Origin of the sequence: Rhizobium sp. BR 314, assembly GCF_047445805.1 — a bacterium.
In the GTDB taxonomy this organism is placed as follows: Bacteria; Pseudomonadota; Alphaproteobacteria; order Rhizobiales; family Rhizobiaceae; genus Rhizobium; species Rhizobium lusitanum_B.
Map to the genome: position 1 here is coordinate 102,872 of NZ_JARWLA010000009.1, position 20,374 is coordinate 123,245.

Annotated in this window: 19 protein-coding genes; 2 read left to right on the forward strand and 17 right to left on the reverse strand. The window is 60.5% G+C overall.

The genetic code is table 11. From position 1 onward, the window contains the following. The first annotated feature begins 152 nt into the window (after positions 1-152). Positions 153-1,595, forward strand: coding sequence for a methylenetetrahydrofolate--tRNA-(uracil(54)-C(5))-methyltransferase (FADH(2)-oxidizing) TrmFO (gene trmFO / locus QD461_RS14580; protein ID WP_414088384.1), 1,443 nt, complete (start codon positions 153-155; stop codon positions 1,593-1,595). Positions 1,596-1,606: 11 nt separating this feature from the next. Here trmFO and QD461_RS14585 read toward each other — a convergent pair whose 3' ends face one another. From QD461_RS14585 to yajC, 5 genes are all read right to left on the reverse strand, one after another. Next, a complete protein-coding gene (locus tag QD461_RS14585; RefSeq protein ID WP_414088385.1) occupies positions 1,607-2,068 on the reverse strand; it encodes a hypothetical protein in 462 nt (153 codons plus the stop codon). Positions 2,069-2,146: 78 nt separating this feature from the next. Beyond that, positions 2,147-3,007, reverse strand: coding sequence for a phytoene/squalene synthase family protein (locus tag QD461_RS14590; RefSeq protein ID WP_414088386.1), 861 nt, complete (start codon positions 3,005-3,007; stop codon positions 2,147-2,149). A 15-nt stretch (positions 3,008-3,022) separates the two neighbouring features. Then, positions 3,023-3,409, reverse strand: a complete 387-nt coding sequence (locus QD461_RS14595) for an Mth938-like domain-containing protein (RefSeq protein ID WP_184702124.1) — start codon at positions 3,407-3,409, stop codon at positions 3,023-3,025. A 4-nt stretch (positions 3,410-3,413) separates the two neighbouring features. Then, a complete protein-coding gene (gene secDF / locus QD461_RS14600) occupies positions 3,414-5,951 on the reverse strand; it encodes a protein translocase subunit SecDF (protein ID WP_414088387.1) in 2,538 nt (845 codons plus the stop codon). Positions 5,952-6,109: 158 nt separating this feature from the next. After that, the gene (yajC, locus tag QD461_RS14605; protein WP_414088388.1) at positions 6,110-6,457 is read right to left on the reverse strand and encodes a preprotein translocase subunit YajC; all 348 of its coding nucleotides are present in this window, start codon (positions 6,455-6,457) and stop codon (positions 6,110-6,112) included. A 207-nt stretch (positions 6,458-6,664) separates the two neighbouring features. Between yajC and QD461_RS14610 the strand changes: the two genes are divergently transcribed. Further along, positions 6,665-7,537 carry an ATP-binding protein gene (locus tag QD461_RS14610; protein ID WP_414088389.1) on the forward strand — a complete coding sequence of 291 codons (873 nt, stop codon included), beginning with the start codon at positions 6,665-6,667 and terminating at the stop codon, positions 7,535-7,537. A gap of 77 nt (positions 7,538-7,614) precedes the next feature. On the opposite strand, the gene QD461_RS14615 is transcribed toward QD461_RS14610, so the two are convergent. The 12 genes from QD461_RS14615 to QD461_RS14670 form a co-directional block, all read right to left on the reverse strand. After that, positions 7,615-9,285, reverse strand: a complete 1,671-nt coding sequence (locus QD461_RS14615; protein WP_414088390.1) for a peptidoglycan DD-metalloendopeptidase family protein — start codon at positions 9,283-9,285, stop codon at positions 7,615-7,617. A gap of 170 nt (positions 9,286-9,455) precedes the next feature. Beyond that, entirely contained in the window at positions 9,456-10,109 is a 654-nt protein-coding gene (locus tag QD461_RS14620) for a protein-L-isoaspartate(D-aspartate) O-methyltransferase (RefSeq protein ID WP_184702114.1), read from the reverse strand. A gap of 4 nt (positions 10,110-10,113) precedes the next feature. After that, entirely contained in the window at positions 10,114-10,878 is a 765-nt protein-coding gene (gene surE / locus QD461_RS14625; protein ID WP_414088391.1) for a 5'/3'-nucleotidase SurE, read from the reverse strand. A gap of 16 nt (positions 10,879-10,894) precedes the next feature. Further along, a complete protein-coding gene (serS, locus tag QD461_RS14630; protein ID WP_414088392.1) occupies positions 10,895-12,178 on the reverse strand; it encodes a serine--tRNA ligase in 1,284 nt (427 codons plus the stop codon). A gap of 108 nt (positions 12,179-12,286) precedes the next feature. Continuing rightward, complete coding sequence (gene tatC, locus QD461_RS14635) at positions 12,287-13,108, reverse strand: twin-arginine translocase subunit TatC (RefSeq protein WP_184702109.1); 822 nt, start codon at positions 13,106-13,108, stop codon at positions 12,287-12,289. Then, positions 13,105-13,773 (reverse strand): Sec-independent protein translocase protein TatB, encoded by a 669-nt coding sequence (gene tatB, locus QD461_RS14640; protein ID WP_414088393.1) that lies wholly within the window; start codon positions 13,771-13,773, stop codon positions 13,105-13,107. The genes tatC and tatB overlap by 4 nt, the downstream gene beginning before the upstream one ends. Before the next feature lie 54 nt (positions 13,774-13,827). Continuing rightward, a complete protein-coding gene (locus tag QD461_RS14645) occupies positions 13,828-14,040 on the reverse strand; it encodes a twin-arginine translocase TatA/TatE family subunit (RefSeq protein WP_184702105.1) in 213 nt (70 codons plus the stop codon). A 235-nt stretch (positions 14,041-14,275) separates the two neighbouring features. Next, positions 14,276-14,998 carry an SMC-Scp complex subunit ScpB gene (scpB, locus tag QD461_RS14650; RefSeq protein ID WP_414088394.1) on the reverse strand — a complete coding sequence of 241 codons (723 nt, stop codon included), beginning with the start codon at positions 14,996-14,998 and terminating at the stop codon, positions 14,276-14,278. A gap of 16 nt (positions 14,999-15,014) precedes the next feature. Next, positions 15,015-15,860 carry a segregation and condensation protein A gene (locus QD461_RS14655; protein WP_414088395.1) on the reverse strand — a complete coding sequence of 282 codons (846 nt, stop codon included), beginning with the start codon at positions 15,858-15,860 and terminating at the stop codon, positions 15,015-15,017. Positions 15,861-15,883: 23 nt separating this feature from the next. Further along, positions 15,884-16,897, reverse strand: coding sequence for a beta-N-acetylhexosaminidase (nagZ, locus tag QD461_RS14660; protein WP_414088396.1), 1,014 nt, complete (start codon positions 16,895-16,897; stop codon positions 15,884-15,886). Positions 16,898-17,017: 120 nt separating this feature from the next. Beyond that, positions 17,018-17,518 (reverse strand): GNAT family N-acetyltransferase, encoded by a 501-nt coding sequence (locus QD461_RS14665; RefSeq protein WP_414088397.1) that lies wholly within the window; start codon positions 17,516-17,518, stop codon positions 17,018-17,020. Positions 17,519-17,651: 133 nt separating this feature from the next. Continuing rightward, positions 17,652-20,360 (reverse strand): SPOR domain-containing protein, encoded by a 2,709-nt coding sequence (locus tag QD461_RS14670; protein WP_414088398.1) that lies wholly within the window; start codon positions 20,358-20,360, stop codon positions 17,652-17,654. Between the last annotated feature and the right edge of the window lie 14 nt (positions 20,361-20,374).

The following is a 20,374-nucleotide window of genomic DNA, read 5'->3' on the forward strand; positions in this document are numbered from 1 at the left end:
GGTTATGTTCGTCGATACCCATCAACTTGCCTCGTTGTGGTTGACTTGCGGGTTCTGCGCCTATCGCTTTCACCGAATCTCTGCCCACTTTTGCGTGCCCTGCTCCGGTAAAGCGTTTGGATCGCCGCCCTGCTCGTGATAATGACGCGCACATGACACAGACTAGTTCTCACTCCCCAATCCACGTCATTGGCGGCGGCCTCGCCGGCTCGGAAGCCGCGTGGCAAATCGCCAATGCCGGAGTACCCGTCATCCTGCATGAAATGCGCGGCGTACGCGGCACCGAGGCACACAAGACCGACGACCTCGCCGAGCTCGTATGCTCCAATTCGTTCCGCTCGGACGACGCGACCAGCAATGCGGTCGGCGTCATCCATGCTGAGATGCGTATGGCCGGCTCGCTGATCATGGCATGTGCCGACAAGCATCAGGTGCCGGCCGGTGGCGCGCTCGCCGTCGACCGCGACGGCTTTTCCGCGGCGGTGACGCAGGCGGTGCAGAGCCATCCATTGATCACAGTCATCCGCGAAGAGATCCAGGGCCTGCCACCGAGGGAATGGGACCAGGCGATCATCGCCACCGGCCCGCTGACGGCGCCAGGGCTCGCCAGCGCCATTCAGGCCGAAACCGGCGCCGATGCGCTCGCCTTCTTCGATGCCATCGCGCCGATCGTCTATCGCGACAGCATCAACATGGATCTCTGCTGGTATCAGTCCCGCTACGACAAGGTTGGACCGGGCGGTACGGGCAAGGACTACATCAACTGCCCGATGGACGAGGCGCAATACAACGCCTTCCTCGATGCGCTGATTGCCGGCGACGCCGTTGGCTTCAAGGAATGGGAAGGCACGCCCTATTTCGACGGCTGCCTTCCGATCGAAGTCATGGCCGAGCGCGGTCGCGAGACACTGCGCCATGGCCCGATGAAGCCAATGGGGCTCACCAATGCGCATAACCCCACGGTCAAGGCCTATGCTGTGGTGCAGCTGCGCCAGGACAATGCGCTCGGCACGCTTTACAATATGGTCGGCTTCCAGACGAAGCTGAAATATGGCGCGCAGGCCGAGATCTTCCGGCTGATTCCAGGCCTCGAGAATGCGGAATTCGCCCGCCTGGGCGGCCTGCATCGTAATACCTACATCAATTCGCCGACCTTGCTCTATCGCTCACTGGTGCTGAAGTCGCGGCCGGGCTTGCGCTTTGCCGGTCAGATCACCGGCTGCGAAGGCTATGTCGAAAGCGCCAGCATCGGCCTGCTCGCCGGCCGTTTTGCGGCTGCTGAGCGCAAGGGTGAAGCGGCATCCCTGCCGCCCAATACGACTGCGCTCGGCTCGCTGCTCAACCACATCACCGGCGGACACATCGTTTCTGACGAAGAGCCGGGCAAGCGCTCCTTCCAGCCGATGAACATCAATTTCGGACTTTTTCCAGAATTGGAGCCGGGTTCGATCGTCAAGCCGGAAGGCATCAAGCGCTTCCGCGGCAAAGACAAGACGATCATGAAGCGCCAGCTCATCGCGAAGCGCGCGCTTGGCGATTGCGCCAAGTGGCTGGGCGTGCAGGCACCCATGCTTGCGGAAACGCCTGAAACCTAAGGCTTTGACGTTCAGGCCTTTGCCGGCGGGGCGTGATGCTCGAGCTTCATGTCATCACCGGCAACATAATTGCCGAGAAGCCAGAGCGAGACCTCCGCAGCTTCATCCGGGCTCTTGAATTCGAATGTGCCGTTGTGATGCGGCACGTCGAGAAAATCGACCGTCAGGCCGCGACCGGTTCCTGAAAGCTTGGCACGTGCCCGGCCGGGCTCGATCAGATGGACACTGAAATGATTGCGCACGTTGCGCATGAAGCCGGCCTTGTCATCATGCAGACGTACGAAGACCGCCTGCCCGTCCGCCGTCGTCTGCAGCTGGCGGATAGCCTCCATCGGAAAGGCCCGGCCAAATTCCAGAATGGCGAGGCCGGTGTCGTGCAGACCATCTTCCTTGTTCTGCGACGCCATGCGCGTCGCGAAATAGGCAAAGAAGATGACGATCGCAAACAGTATGCACCAGACGACAATACCCACGGCAGATCCCCCTGAAATGCAAATCAAGTTGCCCATCCGTCGTCATAGACGGCGAGACTTGCGCGAGCTTGGTGTATTTTAGATTTTCTTTGTGATCGACGCTATCGCCATGCGCATCTGACGACGCCATTGCGGCAGCGCCAGCGGATGGTCGAAAAGACCGGCTCCGAGCGATTGGGCCTTCTTCAAGACGGGCTCTGCCAGCGTGGCAGGCAGAAACGCCGGAAACACCGCAGCCGGGATGGCGCCAGCCGCCCTGGCCTTGGCCAAGTGCTCGCGGCCGAGACCTGCGAATGCCTCGATCGCCACGGAAATACGGGCCCGATCTTCACCGGCAAGGAATGAATCGCGATCGAGGCCTGTCGCAGTGAGAATCTCAAGAGGCAGATACAGCTGGCCGCGATGACGATAGAGCGGCATGAGCAACAGCAACCCGGCAATCGCCTGGGCGACGCCGGCGTGACCCGCGGCATCGGCCGAACGCTTCGCCTCTTCCGCCGATAGAACCAGGCTCGCAAGCTGGATGAGAGCTGATGCCGTCTCGCCGGCATAGCCTTCGAGATTGCCACGCGTCTCCATCGGATCGTCGTAGAGGTCGAAAATGCGCGCATCGATCATGTCGATCAGCGTCTGGCGCGGCAACCGGTATTGCTCGATCGCCGTCAGGAGCTCGGCGGCAATCGGATTGGCTTCGCTCGACCCGTGCGCCTGGCCTTCGAGAAGATCGCGCCAATATTGCATTCGCACTTCGCCCGGCAGTGGCTCATGCACGAGATCGCGAATGCGTGCCAATTCGGCATTGAAGGCATAGAGCGCAGCAAGCGCGGGGCGCTTGTCTTCCGGTGCCAGCAGGCAGGCGAGATAACGATCACGATCGGTATCTCGAAGCGTGGCGAGGCAAATGTCTCGATTGTCGCGCGGCGCGGCTGTCGTCGTCATGCTTCGGTCCGGATCTCAAACCGCAATCAGTGCAGCGGCCACGGCGCGCGACTCGGATAGCATGATATTGAAGGTGCGTACCGCCGCCCCTGTGCTCATCGGGTCCGACGAAATCTGCTTGGCGCGTAAGGCAGCCTTGAGGTCGGCCGGCAGCGGCCGCAGCTCCATGCCCGTGCCGACGAGCAGCACTTCAATATCGGCGGCCTCATCGAGAACCCTCTGAAAACGATCTGGCGTCAGAGCATCGCCCTGCAGCATGTCCCAGCCGTAAATGCCCGATGGCAGGCAAAGCAGCGAACCACGATGCGACATGTCGGCAAAGCGGAAGCCACCATTGCCATAAGCGTCGATCGGTGCGCGCCCTGGAAAATGCGCGTTGCGAATTTCTATACCTTTTGCCAATGTCTTACACCGCTGGTTTGCCTGACTGAATGTCGCCGGCTGCAGGCCCATTGCTTTCACCGCCGGCCTGGAACTTGTCCGGACGCAGCTTGAACAGGATCAGCACGGGCGCCGCAATATAAATCGACGAGAAAGTGCCGACGGCGACGCCGAAAAGCAGCACGAAGGTGAACGAACGTATCACCTGGCCGCCGAAAATGTAGAGCGCGAACAGTGCCAGAAGCGTCGTCGCGGATGTCAGAATGGTCCGAGATAGTGTCTGATTGATGGAGGCATCGATCAGGATCGGCAGCGGCATCTGCGAATAGCGCTTCAAGTTCTCGCGCATCCGGTCGTAGACCACCACCGTATCGTTCAGCGAATAGCCGACGATGGTCAGGATCGCGGCAATGCCGGTCATGTTGAATTCCATGCCTGATAGCACGAAAAGGCCGAGCGTCAGGATGACGTCGTGCAGTGTGGCGATGATCGCGCCGACTGCGAACTGCCATTCGAACCGCAGCCAGATGTAGATCAAAATTGCAATCAGTGCCGCGAGAACGGCAAACGAGGCGGTGGTCGTGATTTCGCCGGAAACGGCGGGACCAACGACCTCGACGCGGGCAAAATCATAGTCTTTGCCCAATTCCTCGCGCACGAGAGTTACAGCTGACTGTTCCGCATTCTCTCCCCCATCCTGCGCATGCACGCGAATGACCGCTCCCAGGCGATCGGTGAGCCTATCGACCTGGACGTCGCCTGGAATGATATTCTCAAGGCGGGATTGAATATCTGCCGGATCGGCAACACCCTGCTTGGCGCGAACCTCGATGATGGAGCCGCCGGCGAAATCGATGCCTAGATGCATGCCGACCGTCGCGAAGGCGAGAAGGGTCGCAACCGACAGAGCCGCCGATATCGTGAAGGTGAAGCGGCGAATGCCCATGAAGCGGATATTGGCATTGTCGAAAACACCGCTGCGAACACCGACAAGCAGTGTGCGCGGCTTGCGATGCGATATCCACATGTCCACGAGCGAGCGAGTGACGAAGCATGAGGTGAAGAAGGTCGTGAAAACGCCGATGATCAGGGTCGCTGCGAAGCCACGCACGGAGCCACTGCTGGCGTAAAACAGAATGGCAGCGACGATGAGCACCGTCAGATTGGCGTCGGCCACGGTTGCCGCGGCCCTATTGAAGCCATGGCGAAGCGCATCGACGAGGAGATGGGTCTTCTTTTCCTCCTCGCGCACGCGCTCGTAGATCAAAACCAGAGCATCGAGCCCGATACCGATGATGAGGACGATTGCGGCAACACCGGGCAATGTCAGTGCTATGCCGAACAATCCCATGATAGCGACGACCATCACGATGTTGATGATCAGCGAGATGGTCGCGACAACGCCGAGCAGACGATAGAAGCCGATCATCAGGGCGGTCACGAACAATGCGGCGGCGATGCAGGCAATGATGCCGAAGCGCGCCGCCTCGTTGCCCAGGCCGGGCTGGATGGTTCGCTCTTCGACCGGTGTCAGCGTTGCGGGCAACGGTCCGCTCTTGATCATCACGGCAAGGTCCTGGGATCCCTGGGCCGTGAAGTCGCCGGGGATATCGACTTCCCCGGTTGCGATCACCGTTTTCAGCGCGGCGGTGGAGATGATCTGATCGTCGAGCACCACGACAACGATCCGGCCAAGATTGCTTGCCGTCGTTTGCGCGAAACGATGGCCTGCTTCCGGCGTCAACTTGACGGAAACCGTCCCGCCTCCGTTGTTGACCACAGCCTCGGCGTCGGCGAAATCCACGTTTGAGAGGATAGGCTGTCGTTGGACGAGATAACCGACTGGCGGATCGTCCTCGGAAAACATGACGTCTGAGCCGGCGGGCGGATGGCCATCCATGGCCGCCTGTACCGTCATGGACTGATCGACCAAGCGGAAACTGAGTTCGGCTGGCTGCCCGAGAAGGTTCTTCAACCGCTGTGGATCTGCAAGGTCGGGGACTTGCACGACAATGCGATCCCGCCCCTGACGGCGGATCAAAGGCTCGCCCACGCCCAGTTGCGCAATGCGATCACGAATAACCTTCATCGAGCGGACGACAGCGGAGGAGACGTGACTATTGATATCCTCGTCGGTGATATCGAAGGTCATTGCGCCGTTCGCGCCCTGGGAAAGCTTGACCGGCGGCTTATCCGATCCTGCCGTGAGCGGGTGCAATGCCGTCAGGGCAGCCTGGACCTGTGCGGTGTCGTTGATGCGAAGCTCAATCTTCCGTCCGGTCCCGGTCAGGCCGGAATAGGCAATATTGACGGTGCGCAGCCGGCTCGCGATATCGCTGACGAGATTTTCAAGGCGATCCTTCTCGACATCGTCCCGTTCTATCTTCAGCAGAAGATGCGAGCCGCCGCGCAGATCCAGCCCGAGCCCGATCTTTCTATGCGCCCACCAGGAAGGAAGCGAGGAAACTGTATGCTCCCCAAGCAGGTTGGGGATGGCAAGAAGCACGCTCAAGAGAACGGCGAACCAGATCAGGGTGGTCTTCCACCAGGAGACGTGCAGCATCGCTCTCTCGAATTTGGGCTTCTCTACTGCGCCCCGCTCTCCATAGGAATTGCAATGGGCGCAGTAACACCTTGAATTTGTGCACAGTCTCTCAAGAAAGTCGATTCCGATTTTCGAAGACATGCACTCGCCAGGCGAGCTGCCTGCACGCGAGAAGCTTACGCTGCGTCGGCCTTGACGGGCTCACCCTTGACGCGAACTTCGGAAATGGCGCTGCGGACGACGCGGATGCGAACGCCGTCTGCGATTTCGACTTCGAGTTCCTTCTCGTCGATGACCTTCGTGACCTTGCCGACAATGCCGCTGGTAACGATCTGATCGCCGCGGCGAATGTTCTTCAGGATCTCGTCACGCTTCTTCGCCTGCGCACGCTGCGGACGGATGAGAAGGAAATACCAAACGACCATCAGCGGCACAAACAGGATGATCATTTCAAAGCCGGAACCGCCGAAAGCGCTAGCGGCCGACTCTGTAGCGCTCTGCGCATATGCGTTGGTGATAAACATCGAGAACTCCCTTGAACTCCTTGCGGGAACCGGGCCCGCGTCAGGTGGCCGGAATATAGTTACGCGCATGGCGATTGCAACAAAAACAGCCGCCAACCGTACCGTTTTCCCGGTCTCTTAGCCTTTCAGGCCCGAAAGGAGCATGATACCCGGCAAGACAGCGCGCGCATTTTACGACTTTCTTGTTCAATATTCAGGAGGAAAACGGTGACTGAAGACCAAAACGCCCTGATCCTTGCCGAAGTTCGTCGCCTTGCCGATGCTGTCGAACGTCTGGCCGGGCCGGCTCCGGCCATCAATGACTGGAATGCCGCCGACTGCTTCGTATGGGCTCCTGCCCGACTGCATCTGCAGCCCGTGCCGCGGCCGAACCGGGTGGCGATCACCCTTATTCGCGGTGTCGATCATGTGCGCGACATTCTGCACGAAAACACTCTGCGTTTCGCCGAGGGTTTTGCTGCCAACAACGTGCTGCTGTGGGGCGCGCGTGGCATGGGCAAGTCCTCGCTCGTCAAAGCGGTCCATGAGGATGTACGCCGCGCGACCGGCGTGTCGCTGAAGCTCATCGAAGTCCATCGCGAAGATATCTCGTCGCTGCCGGTGCTGCTCGACATTCTGAAGGCCGCGCCGCATCGCATCATCATTTTCTGCGACGACCTCTCCTTCGACCACGACGACACCGCCTACAAGTCGCTAAAAGCAGCGCTCGACGGCGGCGTCGAGGGACGCCCGGACAATGTATTGTTCTATGCCACCTCGAACCGTCGCCATCTGCTGCCGCGCCACATGATGGAGAACGAGCAGTCGACGGCGATCAATCCGTCAGAGGCAGTCGAAGAGAAGGTTTCACTCTCCGATCGCTTCGGTCTCTGGCTCGGCTTTCACAAGTGCAGCCAGGAAGACTATCTGCAAATGATCGACGCCTATGCCGACCATTTCAAGCTCGATCTCGACCGCACCAAGATACACCACGAAGCGCTGGAATGGGCGACGACGCGCGGCGCAAGATCGGGCCGCGTTGCATGGCAATACATCCAGGATCTCGCCGGGCGGCTGCGCATCGTCCTCGAGCGCGACTGATCGGCGAATACAATGCTCCAAACGACAAAAAGCCCGACAAACGCCGGGCTTTTTGCAGAGTCCTTGAGACGCACGACCTATTCAAGGAACGTCATTGGGTTGACTGGAGCCGAATTCTTACGGACTTCGAAATGGAGCTGCGGCTGGCTGACATTGCCGCTCATGCCCGATGTCGCGAGGGTCTGACCGCGTTGAACCTTCTGGCCGCGAGCAACGCTGAGTGCGTCGGCGTGGCCGTAGACCGTAACCGTGCCGTCGTCGTGACGGACGAGGACCGTATTGCCGAGTTCCTTCAGGCCATTGCCGGCATAGATGACGACGCCGTTCTCGGCGGCCTTGATGGGCGTACCCTCGGGAACGGAGATGTCGATACCATCGTTACGGCTGCCATTGACGTTGGCGCCGTAGCTGGCGACGACAGCACCGCGGACCGGCCAACGGTATTTGCCGATGCCGGTTGCCTCGGGCGCATCCGCCTGCGTGTCTGATTTGGCCGCATCGTTGATCGACTGGTTCGGAGCGATCGAGGCCACCTCTTTCGCCTTCGGAGCATCGGCTACCGCGGCAACCTTGGGTGCCTGCTTGGCAGCGGGTTCAGCGACAGGCACGGCGCCCGGCTTAACCGAGACCTTCTGCGGCTCGATAGAAGCGGTCTTGACCGGATCGGCCGAGGCAACGGCGCCATGCGGCAATGCCAGCGCCTGACCGATGCGAATGCTGTCGCCGGCCTGCATGTTGTTCGCCCGCTTCAGTTCGGCAACACTAACGCCGCTTTCCTTGGCAATTCTCGCCAGCGAGTCGCCCGGTTTGACGACATAGCTGCCAGCACCCTTCGGGCCGGGGCCTTTTCCGTTACCGGCGGCAAGCTTGTTCGGGTCGGGAAGACCGGCCTGAGACTTGCCGCGCATCTGGTTGCCGGACGGCAGCGCAAGCGCGTCTTGCTGCGGAGCCTTGCCCGGACCTGGCATCTTGCCGCCCTTCGACAGATCCGTAGCTTCCGAAGCCATCTTCGCAGGGCTCGAGGCACCTGCGCCATTCTGGGTCGGGATGATGATCTGCTGACCGGGCTGAGCACCGGCGCCGTTGCGCAGACCATTGGCCCGCAGAATTTCCTTCTCCGGAACCCCATAGCGGCGCGACAGCAGTGCGATGTTTTCGCCCTGATGCAGCGTCACGCTCGGAGCATTGACCGTGGTCCAGCCCGGAGACATTTGCGGCGTAGTGGCGGCCGTCTTGATCGTGCCGGTCGACAGGGTGTCCGGTGCGAGCGCCGGAGCGTTGCGCGAACCGCTATTGCCACGCGTCGCCGGGAATGGCTGGGCCAAGGCCTCGTTTTCAGCCCTGGAGACGGCTCGCGGACGAGCGATCTCGGCGGAAGCGCCGGGAGGAGCAAGTTCGGAGCGCTGAATTGCGACCGGCGCCGCGGATGCCCGCGCGCTGGAGTAAGAGGGATTATAGCGAGCCGGGGAGTTCGGATAGGGTTGCGAGACCGGTGCGCTCTGCTGCGAATAATCCTGCCGGCCGTAGCCCCCGGCTTGCGCAACATCGGCGCGCGGCACCGGATCGCCGTTCGGACCATTGAGGCTTCGACGGTTTATCGAACCCGTCGTCACATTGTCCGTCTTGTTGAAGAGCCCGCTGAAACGGGTCGTGTCTGAGCTACAAGCTGTTGCAGTGCTCGCCAGAAGAATGGCCACAAGGACTTTCCCTGCCGATTTACCGAAGTTTGAAGAAAGACTGAAACCCATGACTCGACCCACTTAAGACGCAACCGTTTATGGGTCGATTAAAGCGCGTTAATCTTACCATGCGGTTAAAGCACTGGTGCGGCATGTGTTTTTTTGAGGAATTGCTAACCATAGAAAAAAGAAGCAGCCTTCGGCCCTGCCGCTTCGGCTGCATCCGCCTGAATTGAGCCTCAAAGATAAGAGGCGAGCATCGGCACGATGGGCTGGTAAGGAACGTCGAAAAGCTCCTCGCGCTCGAAGCGGCTACCGGTCTTCGTCAGCCGCACCAGGCGGCAAACATCCTCGGAGACGATCAGCGGCGCGATCATTGATCCGCCCGACACCAACTGCTCAGCATAGAAGCGCGGCATGGTCGAAAAGGCTGATGTCACCAGGATGCGGTCGAAAGTGCCCTCGCTTTGCAGCCCGACGCTGCCATCGGCCTGACGAATAATGACGTTGCGCAGGCCCAGAGCATCCATGCGCTGCTGCGCTGATGTCGTCAGGGTCTTGTAGCGATCGACGGTGAGCACGCGCTCGACGATTCGCCCCATGACGGCGGCAGTAAAGCCGCTGCCCGTGCCGATTTCGAGCACGCGATGGCCCGGCTTAATCTTCAGGCTGTGAAGGATGCGCACGACAAGGTCGATGCCTTCCATGAAGGCGCCGCACTCGATCGGAATCGTCCGGCTGGAATAGGCATCCTCGGCAAATTGCGGCGGCACGAAAGGCAGGCGCGGCGTCTGCTCGACGGCCGTCATCAGATCGATATCCAATATGCCTTCAGCCCGCAGCCGCAGAACAACAGCTGCAAAGCCTTCCTTCTCCACCAAACGAGGCGTCAATCCGTTACTCCATACCAAGCGCCCGCGCCACGCGGTCTTGCGCCGAATAATCCGTCAGATCCAGTTTCAAAGGCGTTACCGAAATGCGATTTTGCTTCAACGCCTGAATATCCGTTCCCGGACGGAAGATGCCGCTGCGTTCACCGAAACGCAGCCAGTAGTAAGGGAAGCCGCGGCCATCGGCACGCTCTTCCACCTGAACGTTGAAGGCGAGATTGCCCTGCGCCGTCACTTCCGTCCCGGCAACTTCGTCCGGGCGACAGTTCGGGAAGTTCAGGTTCAGGAAGGTGCCGTCGGGCAGATCGACATTCATGAGCTTGCCAAGCAGAGCCGGAGCATGCGCCTCCGCCACTTCCCAGGGCACGATGCGGGCACCATTCTCGTACACATATGCTTGGCTCAGCGCGAAAGAACGAACGCCTTGCAACGTCCCTTCGATCGCCCCGGCAATGGTTCCGGAATAGGTAACGTCATCGGCGACGTTTGAGCCCGAATTGACCCCTGAAAGGATGATGTCGGGCTTTTTGTCCAGAACCTGGCGGATCGCCATGATGACGCAATCGGTCGGAGTGCCCCGCAGCGCGAAGTGCTTGTCGGAAACCTTGCGCATGCGCAGCGGCTCCGACAGGCTCAGCGAATGGGCAAGGCCGCTCTGATCGGTTTCGGGCGCCACGACCCAGACGTCATCGGAGAGGGTGCGGGCAATGCGCTCCAGTGCCGCCAGACCTTCGGCATGAATGCCGTCATCATTGGTCAGAAGTATGCGCATCGCCCCACCCCTCGATTTAAGCCGCTTTCTCGATCCTCTTCACACCACCCATATATGGCAGCAGTGCGTCGGGGACAGTGACGGAGCCGTCGGCGTTCAGATAATTCTCAAGCACTGCGATCAGGCAGCGGCCGACGGCCGTGCCGGAGCCGTTCAGCGTGTGAACGAACTTCGTGCTCTTGTCTTCCTTACCGCGATAGCGCGCATTCATCCGCCGGGCCTGGAAATCGCCGCAGACCGAGCAGGAAGAGATTTCGCGATAGGTATCCTGCCCCGGCAGCCAGACTTCGAGATCATAGGTCTTGCGAGCGCCGAAGCCCATATCGCCGGTCGACAGCGTCATGACGCGATAGTGAAGGCCAAGGCGCTTCAGCACTTCTTCGGCGCAGGCGGTCATCCGCTCATGCTCGGCAATGGAGCTTTCCGCATCGGTGATCGACACCAGCTCGCACTTCCAGAACTGGTGCTGACGCAGCATGCCGCGCGTATCGCGGCCAGCCGAGCCTGCTTCAGAGCGGAAGGATGGCGTCAGAGCCGTGAAGCGCAGCGGCAGCTTCTCATGATCAAGGATCTCGCCAGAAACGAGGTTGGTCAGCGAAACCTCCGCGGTCGGGATCAGCCAGCGACCATCCGTGGTTCTGAACAGATCCTCTGCAAATTTCGGCAGCTGGCCGGTTCCGAACATCGCCTCGTCACGCACCAGCAGAGGCGAGCTGACTTCAGTGTAACCATGCTCGCCGGTATGCAGATCGAGCATGAATTGGCCGAGCGCACGCTCCAGGCGTGCCAACTGCGATGTCAGCACGGTGAAGCGCGAGCCAGAAAGCTTCGTGGCGCGCTCGAAATCCATATAGCCAAGCTCTTCGCCGATCTCGTAGTGTTCCTTCGGCTGATGGTTCCACGTCGGCTTGGCACCCCAGGAATGCTTGACGACATTATCATGCTCGTCCTTGCCGACTGGCACATCCTCAAGCGGGATATTGGGAATGCGCGACAGCGCATCGTTGAGCTCGGCCGTCAGCGCGCGCTCCTGCTCTTCCGCAGCCGGCAGCGAGACCTTGATGTCGGCAACTTCCGCCTTCAGCTTCTCGGCAAGCTCAGTATTCTTTTGCGCCATCGCCGCGCCGATCTCCTTGGAGGCGGTATTACGGCGGGATTGCATATCCTGGACGGACTGCACGACGGACCGGCGCTTCTCGTCGAGCGCGATGAGGCTTTGCGACAGAGACTCCATGCCGCGCTTGGCAAGCGCTGCATCGAAAGCCTCGGCATTCTCACGAATCCATCTGATATCAAGCATCTTCGTTCCAGGTCGTTTCACATGAGTAAAACTCCGACCGAGACTTCGGTCGGAGGTCGAAACGGCAAATACCTGAGAAACGAGGCTGAGGCCTCCCTCGCCTAAACGTCAATCCGTCTTGGCAACGTCGGAACTCTCGCCACCCTCTTCAAGCGCTTGCCGAGTACGCTGGCGTTCCACGAGTCGCGCCGCGTAGATGGAAATCTCGTAGAGAAGGATCGTCGGCAGTGCAAGGCCGATCTGGGACATCGGATCCGGCGGCGTAAGCACGGCGGCGACGATAAAGGCGAAGACGATCGCGAATTTGCGCTTTTCCGCAAGCCAGGTCGACGTCAACAGACCGACGCGCGCCAGCAGCGTGGTAATGACCGGCAACTGGAAGACAAGGCCGAAAGAGAAGACCAGCGTCATGATCAGGCTCAGATATTCCGAGACCTTCGGCATCAGCGCGATACCCACCTGACCGTCGCCCGGCGCCTGCTGCATCTTCAGGAAGAACCACATCACCATGGGCGTGAAGAAGAAATAGACGAGCGCCGCGCCCATCAGAAACAGGATCGGCGACGCGATCAAGAACGGCAGGAAGGCCGAGCGTTCGTTCTTATAGAGGCCTGGCGCCACGAACTTGTAGATCTGGGCGGCGATGATCGGGAAGGAAATTACCAGGGCGCCGAACATGGCGACTTTGACCTGGGTAAAGAAAAATTCCTGCGGCGCGGTATAGATCAGCTCGGCCTTTGCAAGGTCGAGATTCGCCCATTCGACCGCCCATTTATAGGGATAGACCAGATAGTTGAAGAGATGTTTCGCCACGGCGAAACATGCGATGAAGGCAACGAAAAACGACACGAGCGACCAGATGAGCCGCGTGCGCAATTCCATAAGGTGTTCGATAAGCGGCTGCGGCTTATCGTCGATATCACCCGTCATGCGTCGTCCTTCTTCTTCGGCGTTGTCTTGCTAGCTGTAGCACGCTTCCTGGGAGCTGCGGGCGTTTTCGCTACGGCAGCGGTTGCCACTTTACGTGGCGCACGCTTTGGCTTTTCCGTGACAACGGGCGTCTTTACCGCGCCGGCGGCGACTTCGTCGGCCTTCGCGGTCGTTTTGGCTCTGGGCTTCTTCGGCTTTGCGACGGTTTCGCTGACAATCGGGACCGATTGCGTCGCAGCCGCCGCCGCTGGCGACGGATTGCTCGGCGCGGCAGTTGCCGAAAGCGCTTCCGGCAGGCCGGCCGAGACACCCGGTACCGGCTCTGCCGGCAGCGGCGTGGCGGCAATTGCTGGCTTGTCCGGCGTCGTCGAACGCTGGAGATCGGCCTTTATCTCGTTGCCCATCTCGCGCAACGGGTTCATTGCCTCACGCAGAGAATTCACCGGATTGAGCTTCTGCGCATCGGCAATCGTCTGCCGGACGTCATTCAGATCCGCTTCACGCATCGCTTCGTCGAACTGGGCACGAAAATCGCCGGCGACTTTACGGGCGCGCGCCGTCATCTTGCCGATTGTCCGCAGCGTTGCCGGCAGTTCCTTCGGGCCGATGACCACGAGGGCCACGACGGCAATAACCACCAGCTCCGACCAGCCTATATCGAACATGCAAAGGCTCCTGGGCACACGGGAAGCCGCCAGGCCTCCGCTTGCCCGACATGTTTACTTCGTTTCGTCAGCCTTGTGCTCGACAGTGCGGGACGTCGATGTTGACGTCGTCTGCGCAGAGGTTTCGTCCTCGTCGCTCATGCCCTTCTTGAAGCTCTTGATGCCCTTAGCGACGTCCCCCATCAGCTCCGGGATCTTTCCACGGCCGAACAACAAAAGCGCGATGGCCAGGACGATGAGCCAGTGCCATATGCTTAGAGAACCCATTGCGATAACTCCCGATTTCAATGTCCTCACGATGTAAGACGTTTACGTTTGTTTTTCAAACAACAAAATGCGCTGCATCCACGCAGATGGGGATGACAAACGTCGCGAGCAGCGAGCGCGCGTCTCCAGGTCAGGAGGGTGGTTTCATATTCGCATCTACTGATGGCAAAAGAGAGACCTGCCGCTATCTTTTGAAAGGAGCGGCCAATATTGCGATGACGATGCGAGAAGAGGCTCAGTCGCCTGAGGATTCGCCGCTAGGCGGCAGGAGGCCCAGTTCTTCCAGATCCATCTGCGTGATCGGATCTTCGTCTTCCGTGAGCTCGTCGCTCATCAAGGGTGACGGTATGCTGAAGTTGGCCGGAATGCGGCCAGACAGCAGCCCTGCCCCCTTCAATTCCTCGATTCCCGGCAGATCGCGGAGTTCTTCCAGGCCAAAATGATCGAGAAAATCCCTTGTGGTGCCAAGCGTGACCGGTCGGCCGGGCGTACGACGGCGGCCACGGAAACGAACCCAACCTGACTCCATCAGCACATCGAGCGTGCCCTTGGAGGTCTGCACGCCTCTGATGTCTTCGATCTCGGCGCGCGTCACCGGCTGGTGATAGGCGATGATAGCCAGAACTTCCAGCGCGGCACGCGAGAGCTTCCGAACTTCGCTTTCATCACGCCGGATCACAAATGAGAGATCGGCCGCCGTTCGAAAGGCCCAGGCGCCATCGATCTGCACGAGATTGACGCCGCGCATGGCATAATCCGCCTTGAGTTTCCGCATGATAGCGGCAACATCGATGTCCTTCGCGACACGTTCGGCGATGAACGCCTCGGAAACGGGCTGTGCTGACGCGAAAACTAGAGCTTCGGCGATGCGCTCAGCCTCGCTGGCGCGGCGATCGTCAGCCTCCGAGACCGCGGCCTCGCGCTCGTTGCCATGCTGATCGTCATGCGGCTCGATCACGCTCGTATCCCCCGCCCTATTCCGCAGCTTCAAGCGAGGAATGTTTCGGACCGCGCCGCATGTAGAGCGGCTGAAATGCGCCTTCTTGGCGAATTTCCATCTGGCCTTCGCGAACGAGTTCGAGCGACGCAGCAAAAGCGCTGGCTATGGCCGTAACGCGATCGCTTGAGCTTGTCATATAGCGCAGCAAATAATGTTCCAAAGCCGTCCAATCGGTGATTTCGCCGATCATCCGGTCCAGGATCACGCGGGCGTCAGCCAGCGACCAGACGCGGCGTTTCTCGATCGTCACCTGCGTGATCGCCTGTCGCTGCCGCAGGCCCGCATAGGCGGTGAGCAAGTCGTAAAGGCTGGCATCGAAGGCGGACTGGCGCCGATCCGGAATATGCTCGGGCGCGCCGCGGACGAAGATATCGCGACCCAGTCGATTGCGGTTGACGAGGTTCGCTGCCGCATCGCGCATCGCTTCAAGGCGCTTCAGGCGGAAAGCGAGCGTTGCCGCCATTTCCTCGCCGGTCGGGCCTTCTTCCTTGCTTTGCTGCGGAATAAGCAGCTTGGATTTCAGATAGGCAAGCCATGCGGCCATCACGAGATAGTCAGCGGCAAGTTCAATGCGGATGCGCCGGGCATCATCGACGAAGGAAAGATACTGCTCGGCAAGCGCGAGCACCGAAATTCTCGATAGATCGACCTTCTGCGTGCGGGCGAGATGCAGCAACAGGTCAAGCGGCCCTTCGAAGCCGGCGATATCGACGACCAGAGCCGGCTCGTGCGAGCCGCGCGGCGTCTCGCCCTCCTGCCAGATCCTGTCCATCGGCGTTGCCGCCTGCTGAGGCTTTTCCGTGCCGCCTACCTTGTTCACCCGTCAGCTCCTCCGAGTCCGGTTTACGCCACCGCAAACATCGCATCGAATTCTGCGCGAATGGCAGCTTCGTCAGACCCATCATTTTTGCCGAACGCCGCTTCGACCGCCTTAGCTCTTGCCAGCGATGCACCCGCCAGCGCAGGAACATTGCGAACTACCTGCTGCATCTCGTCCATAACGCCATTGCAATGCAGCACGATATCGCACCCGCCAGCAATGATATTCGCAGCGCGCTCGCCGATCGTGCCCTTCAAGGCATTCATCGAGGTATCGTCGGACAGAAGCAGCCCATCGAAGCCGATATAGCCACGGATAATCTCTTCGACCACCTTGCGCGACGTTGTGGCAGGGTTGCTCGGATCGATGTCGGTGAAGACCACATGGCACGTCATCGCCATCAATTCGTCCTTCAACGCGACGAACGGGGCAAAATCATGAGCCTCAAGCTCCGCACGCGGCACGGAAACGACGGGCAACTCGTGATGCGAGTCGGCAAAACCACGGCCGTGGCCAGGCATATGCTTCATAACGGGCAGCACACCACCGGCTTTCAAGCCTTCGGCCGCCGCGCGGCCCATCTCCGTCACCGTCACTGGATCGGAGCCATAGGCCCGATTGCCGATGACATTGCTCGACCCCTCCACCGGAACATCCAACACCGGCAGGCAATCGACATTGATGCCGAATTTCAGCAAATCGAAAGCGTGCAGCCGCGACATCAGCCAAGCGGCGCGCAGTCCGCGCTCGCGGTCCTGACGATAGATGTCGCCCAAAGCCTGCCCGGAGGGGTAATGCTGAATGATCGGCGGGCGGATGCGCTGCACCCTGCCGCCTTCCTGATCGATGAAAACAGGCGCATCGCGGCCAACGCTATCGCGCAAGGACGCAACGAGGTCGGCGATCTGCGTCGGCTCGGAGATATTGCGTCCAAACAGGATGAAACCCCAAGGTTGCTCGGCCTGATAGAAGGAGCGTTCTTCGGGTGTGATGGTATGGCCGCTACAGCCAAGGATCATGGATTTCGATTCGGTCATTTCCGAATCATAGAGACTGGCGACGCGAAACGCGAGTGAGGTCAAGGCAAGATACACAAAAACAGCGTTATCGGCCTGATATTGCGGGTTCAAGAGCCGTGGCCTGCCCCCGAGGCGGGCTTACGTCCGCCGCGGCGGGATATGATAGACGACAGATTGATATTTGGGATCGCTTCTGCGTGCCCTCACCTCGCCGCCATATGTTTCGGCGATACGCCTGCTGACGACATTCTCTTCGGCGACCGGATATTCGAAGTGACGGACAGGGAACGATCCGCTTGCCCATCCGATCACCGCCCCGATCAATTCGCGGCCAAGACCTTTTCCATGCACATCGCTGCGGAGCCAAATCCCGAGCTCAGGCGTATCGGAGCGGGCTGCATGCACACCGACGATGCCGAGGAAGCGATTGTCATTGCAAGAACGGGCAACGAAATGAAACTCCGTTCCATCCCGTGCCGCATCCAGCCATGCTCGCCAGACCTTTTCGAAATCGCCCGGCGTGGATGGCGGCTCCCAGGCCATAAAGCGCGTAATTGCCGGCGACATGCAAGCAAAGATATCCGGCGCGTCGCCGGGCGCAAAAGGCCTGAGGATCGTGCGTTGGGTCGATAGATGCATGTCCGGCCTCTTTATCGGGCATTCCACGCCCGGATATGCGGGCAAAGATCCCACAAAAGCAAATCCGCCCGCAGCCTGAACGCCGCGGGCGGATTGTTTCGTTCGATTTGGGCTGCGCTGCCAGCCCAGCTCTTTACTTCGAGATCAGGCAGGTGCCGCCAGCGGCACGGTAACGCTCACAAATCGCCGCAGCTTCATCCTTCGTGCCGGCAACGACGCGGACACGATAGTAGGTGCCCTTGCCGGCGATGTCGGCCCTGCGGATCTCAAGCGGATGGTTGCCGATGATGTTGGCAAACTTGACCTTGAGGTTGGCCTGCGACTTCTGCGCATCGGCTTCGGTCGGCAGGGATGCGATCTGCACCCCGTAGGCGCCACCGCTCGCCGCAGCGGTCGCGACCGGAGCCGCCGCTGCAACCTGCTTCGACTGCTGAGGCTTCGGCTGGGCATCCGGTGCCGCAGCAACGGTGCTTGCCTTGGCGGTTTCAGGGCGAGCCGTCGGAACCGGATTAGTCTTGACGACGCGGATCGGCGTGCTTTCGGCGCTTGCTGCGTCGCCATTGTCGGGCTGTGCTGCAGGCTGGGTATTGGCTGCCGCCGGACGTGCACCGGTCGAAGCAACCTGATTGTTCGTTGCAGCAGGCGCCGTCTTGGCAGCCGTCGCCGGAGCAAGCGCAGGTTCGTCACGCGGGACCAACGAACCGTCCGGCTTCACGATCATCGTCCGCACCTTGCGCGGCGACACGGCGGGAACCTGATCGTCGCCATTGGCGGCAACATTGGCATTGCCGCCATTTTGGTTCGGCAACAGACGCGGGTCCGAGGTCTCGCCAACGGCAGTCGGCGTTACCTGATCTCCGCTACCATCGTCGGGAGAGATGGATTCGGGGATTAGCGTCTTCTGAACGACATCGACGGGCTGCTCATTGGAGGAAACCAGTTCCTTCTGCTTCGGCGCAGCGGTGCTGTCACCAGCCACACGGTCATAAACGGCCTTGTCCTGATTCGGGACAACGGTGCCGCCCGGATTTTCCGGAGCCACCTTCACCGGATCCGCATCGGCAGTGATGACGCGCGGCTCGCCGGAGAAATTGGAGATCGGCGCGCCATGGCGCACCCAGCTATAGGCACCGTAGCCGCCTGCACCGAGCGCGACGATAACGGCAGCAGCCGTCACCATGCCACGCACGGAACGACCGGTGCGGCGGTTTCCCGCTGCCGGGTTCAGCGTCATGCGAGCGACGTTCTCGACCGGAGTGGATGCTTCGCGATAGCTGCGGCGGAAATCTTCTTCCAGCGCACGCTCGAATTCATCGAACTCTTCGATCGGCTGTTTGGCGACCGCTGCAGCCGGTTGGGCGGCTGTGTTCTTCGACCAGGAAGCAGCCGCCGCGACGCCGACACCCAGCGCTGCGGCAGCGGCAGGCTTGAATGGCTCGGGTGAGGTTTCCTTTGCGGGCGTGCCGAGAAGGCTCGCCATCTCTGAATCGATATCGAAATCATATTCGGGCGGAACGGCGATCGGTTCTTCCGGCTCGATCGCCGGCAGGTGCGGAACGTGCGAACCCTCGAAGGTTTCGACGCGCTCTTCCGTCTCGGAAATCTCCGTCGGGTCGAAGGGCAGAGCCTGATCGGCTTCAAAGACAGGCGCTGCATGCTGCGACACGGGTGCGGCGACGGGCGCCGCCGGAACCGGCTGTGGCGCTACTGCTGCAGTTGCCGGAGCAGAGAGCGTCGGTGCGGCACGGGAGACCAGCGGCTCAACGAACGGAGCAGCCTGGGTCGGCTGCCGGGAAGCCGGCTTCTCAGCCTCTGCGAAATCAAGCTCGGCGAGCTCCATTTCGATATCGGCCAGATCGAACTCAAAATCCTGATCTGCGAACGGATCCTCGACGCCAAAGGTGATCGGCTTCGGATCTTCGTGGCGCGGCGCAGGCGCTACCGGCGCGACCGGATATTCGGTGGCGGTTACACCGAAGTTCCCGAAAGCAGGCTCGTTTTTCGTAACGACCGCATTCGACTTCGCCGGAACCGGATAACGATCAACATCCGCCAACAGGGCATCGATTTCAGCCGAAAGAGCTGCAGCATCGACCTGCGCGGATTTCTGCGTCTCCGGCACCCGGGCAACGGCAGGAGCAGGCTGTGGCGCGATTGCCGCCTGCGGCTGGTATGCGGGCTCGGCGGCCTGAGGCGACCCGAAATCGATAGCCATCTCGTCGAGCAACGCATCGACGGGAGCAGTGCTTTGCGGCGGGGCAACCGGGGAAACCGCAGCCGGCGCCGGCTGTTCGCGCTGCGTCTGGGCAGATGCCAGCGTGAAATTGGCGAGTGGCAGCCGGACCGTGGCAGCTGCAGACTGGGGTATCTTGGCGACCGGCGATGCGGGCGGCTGGATCGGTGCAGCCTTTGGCTCCAATTGGGAAACCTGCTGCAGCGCCGGAGCAATCGACATCTCCAGCTCTTCGATCAGATCGCGGGCGCCCATAATCGGCCTTGCCGGAGCCGCTGGCTGCGGCATCTCTTCGAAGGTGGGCTCGGCCCGTACCGGTTCGACAGGCCGCGAAGCCGGGGCCGGAACTGGATCGACCGGAGCAACTTGGGCCGACGGAGCCGAGGTGTCATTTGCCGGATTCATGCGAGGCGTATCGTAACGCTCGAACTCGCGAAGAAGCTCGTCTTCGAGATTGAAGGCGGGCTCCTGACGCTGAGAAGCAGGAGCCGCCTGAGCAGCGGGGCGCGGCTCGAAACCCACGATGCGGGCAAGTTCCGCGAGCGGATCATCCTCCGCAAAGAACCCGTCGTTTCCGCTTGCGCGATACGCCAACTGTTTTTCTGCCATCACCCGTTCCACTC

Coding starts and splice junctions, on each gene's coding strand:
- trmFO (WP_414088384.1), top strand. CDS start 153: ATGACACAGACTAGTTCTCACTCCCCAATCCACGTCATTGGCGGCGGC.
- QD461_RS14590 (WP_414088386.1), bottom strand. CDS start 3,007: ATGACGACGACAGCCGCGCCGCGCGACAATCGAGACATTTGCCTCGCC.
- secDF (WP_414088387.1), bottom strand. CDS start 5,951: ATGCTGCACGTCTCCTGGTGGAAGACCACCCTGATCTGGTTCGCCGTT.
- yajC (WP_414088388.1), bottom strand. CDS start 6,457: ATGTTTATCACCAACGCATATGCGCAGAGCGCTACAGAGTCGGCCGCT.
- QD461_RS14615 (WP_414088390.1), bottom strand. CDS start 9,285: ATGGGTTTCAGTCTTTCTTCAAACTTCGGTAAATCGGCAGGGAAAGTC.
- surE (WP_414088391.1), bottom strand. CDS start 10,878: ATGCGCATACTTCTGACCAATGATGACGGCATTCATGCCGAAGGTCTG.
- serS (WP_414088392.1), bottom strand. CDS start 12,178: ATGCTTGATATCAGATGGATTCGTGAGAATGCCGAGGCTTTCGATGCA.
- tatC (WP_184702109.1), bottom strand. CDS start 13,108: ATGACGGGTGATATCGACGATAAGCCGCAGCCGCTTATCGAACACCTT.
- tatB (WP_414088393.1), bottom strand. CDS start 13,773: ATGTTCGATATAGGCTGGTCGGAGCTGGTGGTTATTGCCGTCGTGGCC.
- QD461_RS14645 (WP_184702105.1), bottom strand. CDS start 14,040: ATGGGTTCTCTAAGCATATGGCACTGGCTCATCGTCCTGGCCATCGCG.
- nagZ (WP_414088396.1), bottom strand. CDS start 16,897: ATGACCGAATCGAAATCCATGATCCTTGGCTGTAGCGGCCATACCATC.
- QD461_RS14665 (WP_414088397.1), bottom strand. CDS start 17,518: ATGCATCTATCGACCCAACGCACGATCCTCAGGCCTTTTGCGCCCGGC.
- QD461_RS14670 (WP_414088398.1), bottom strand. CDS start 20,360: ATGGCAGAAAAACAGTTGGCGTATCGCGCAAGCGGAAACGACGGGTTC.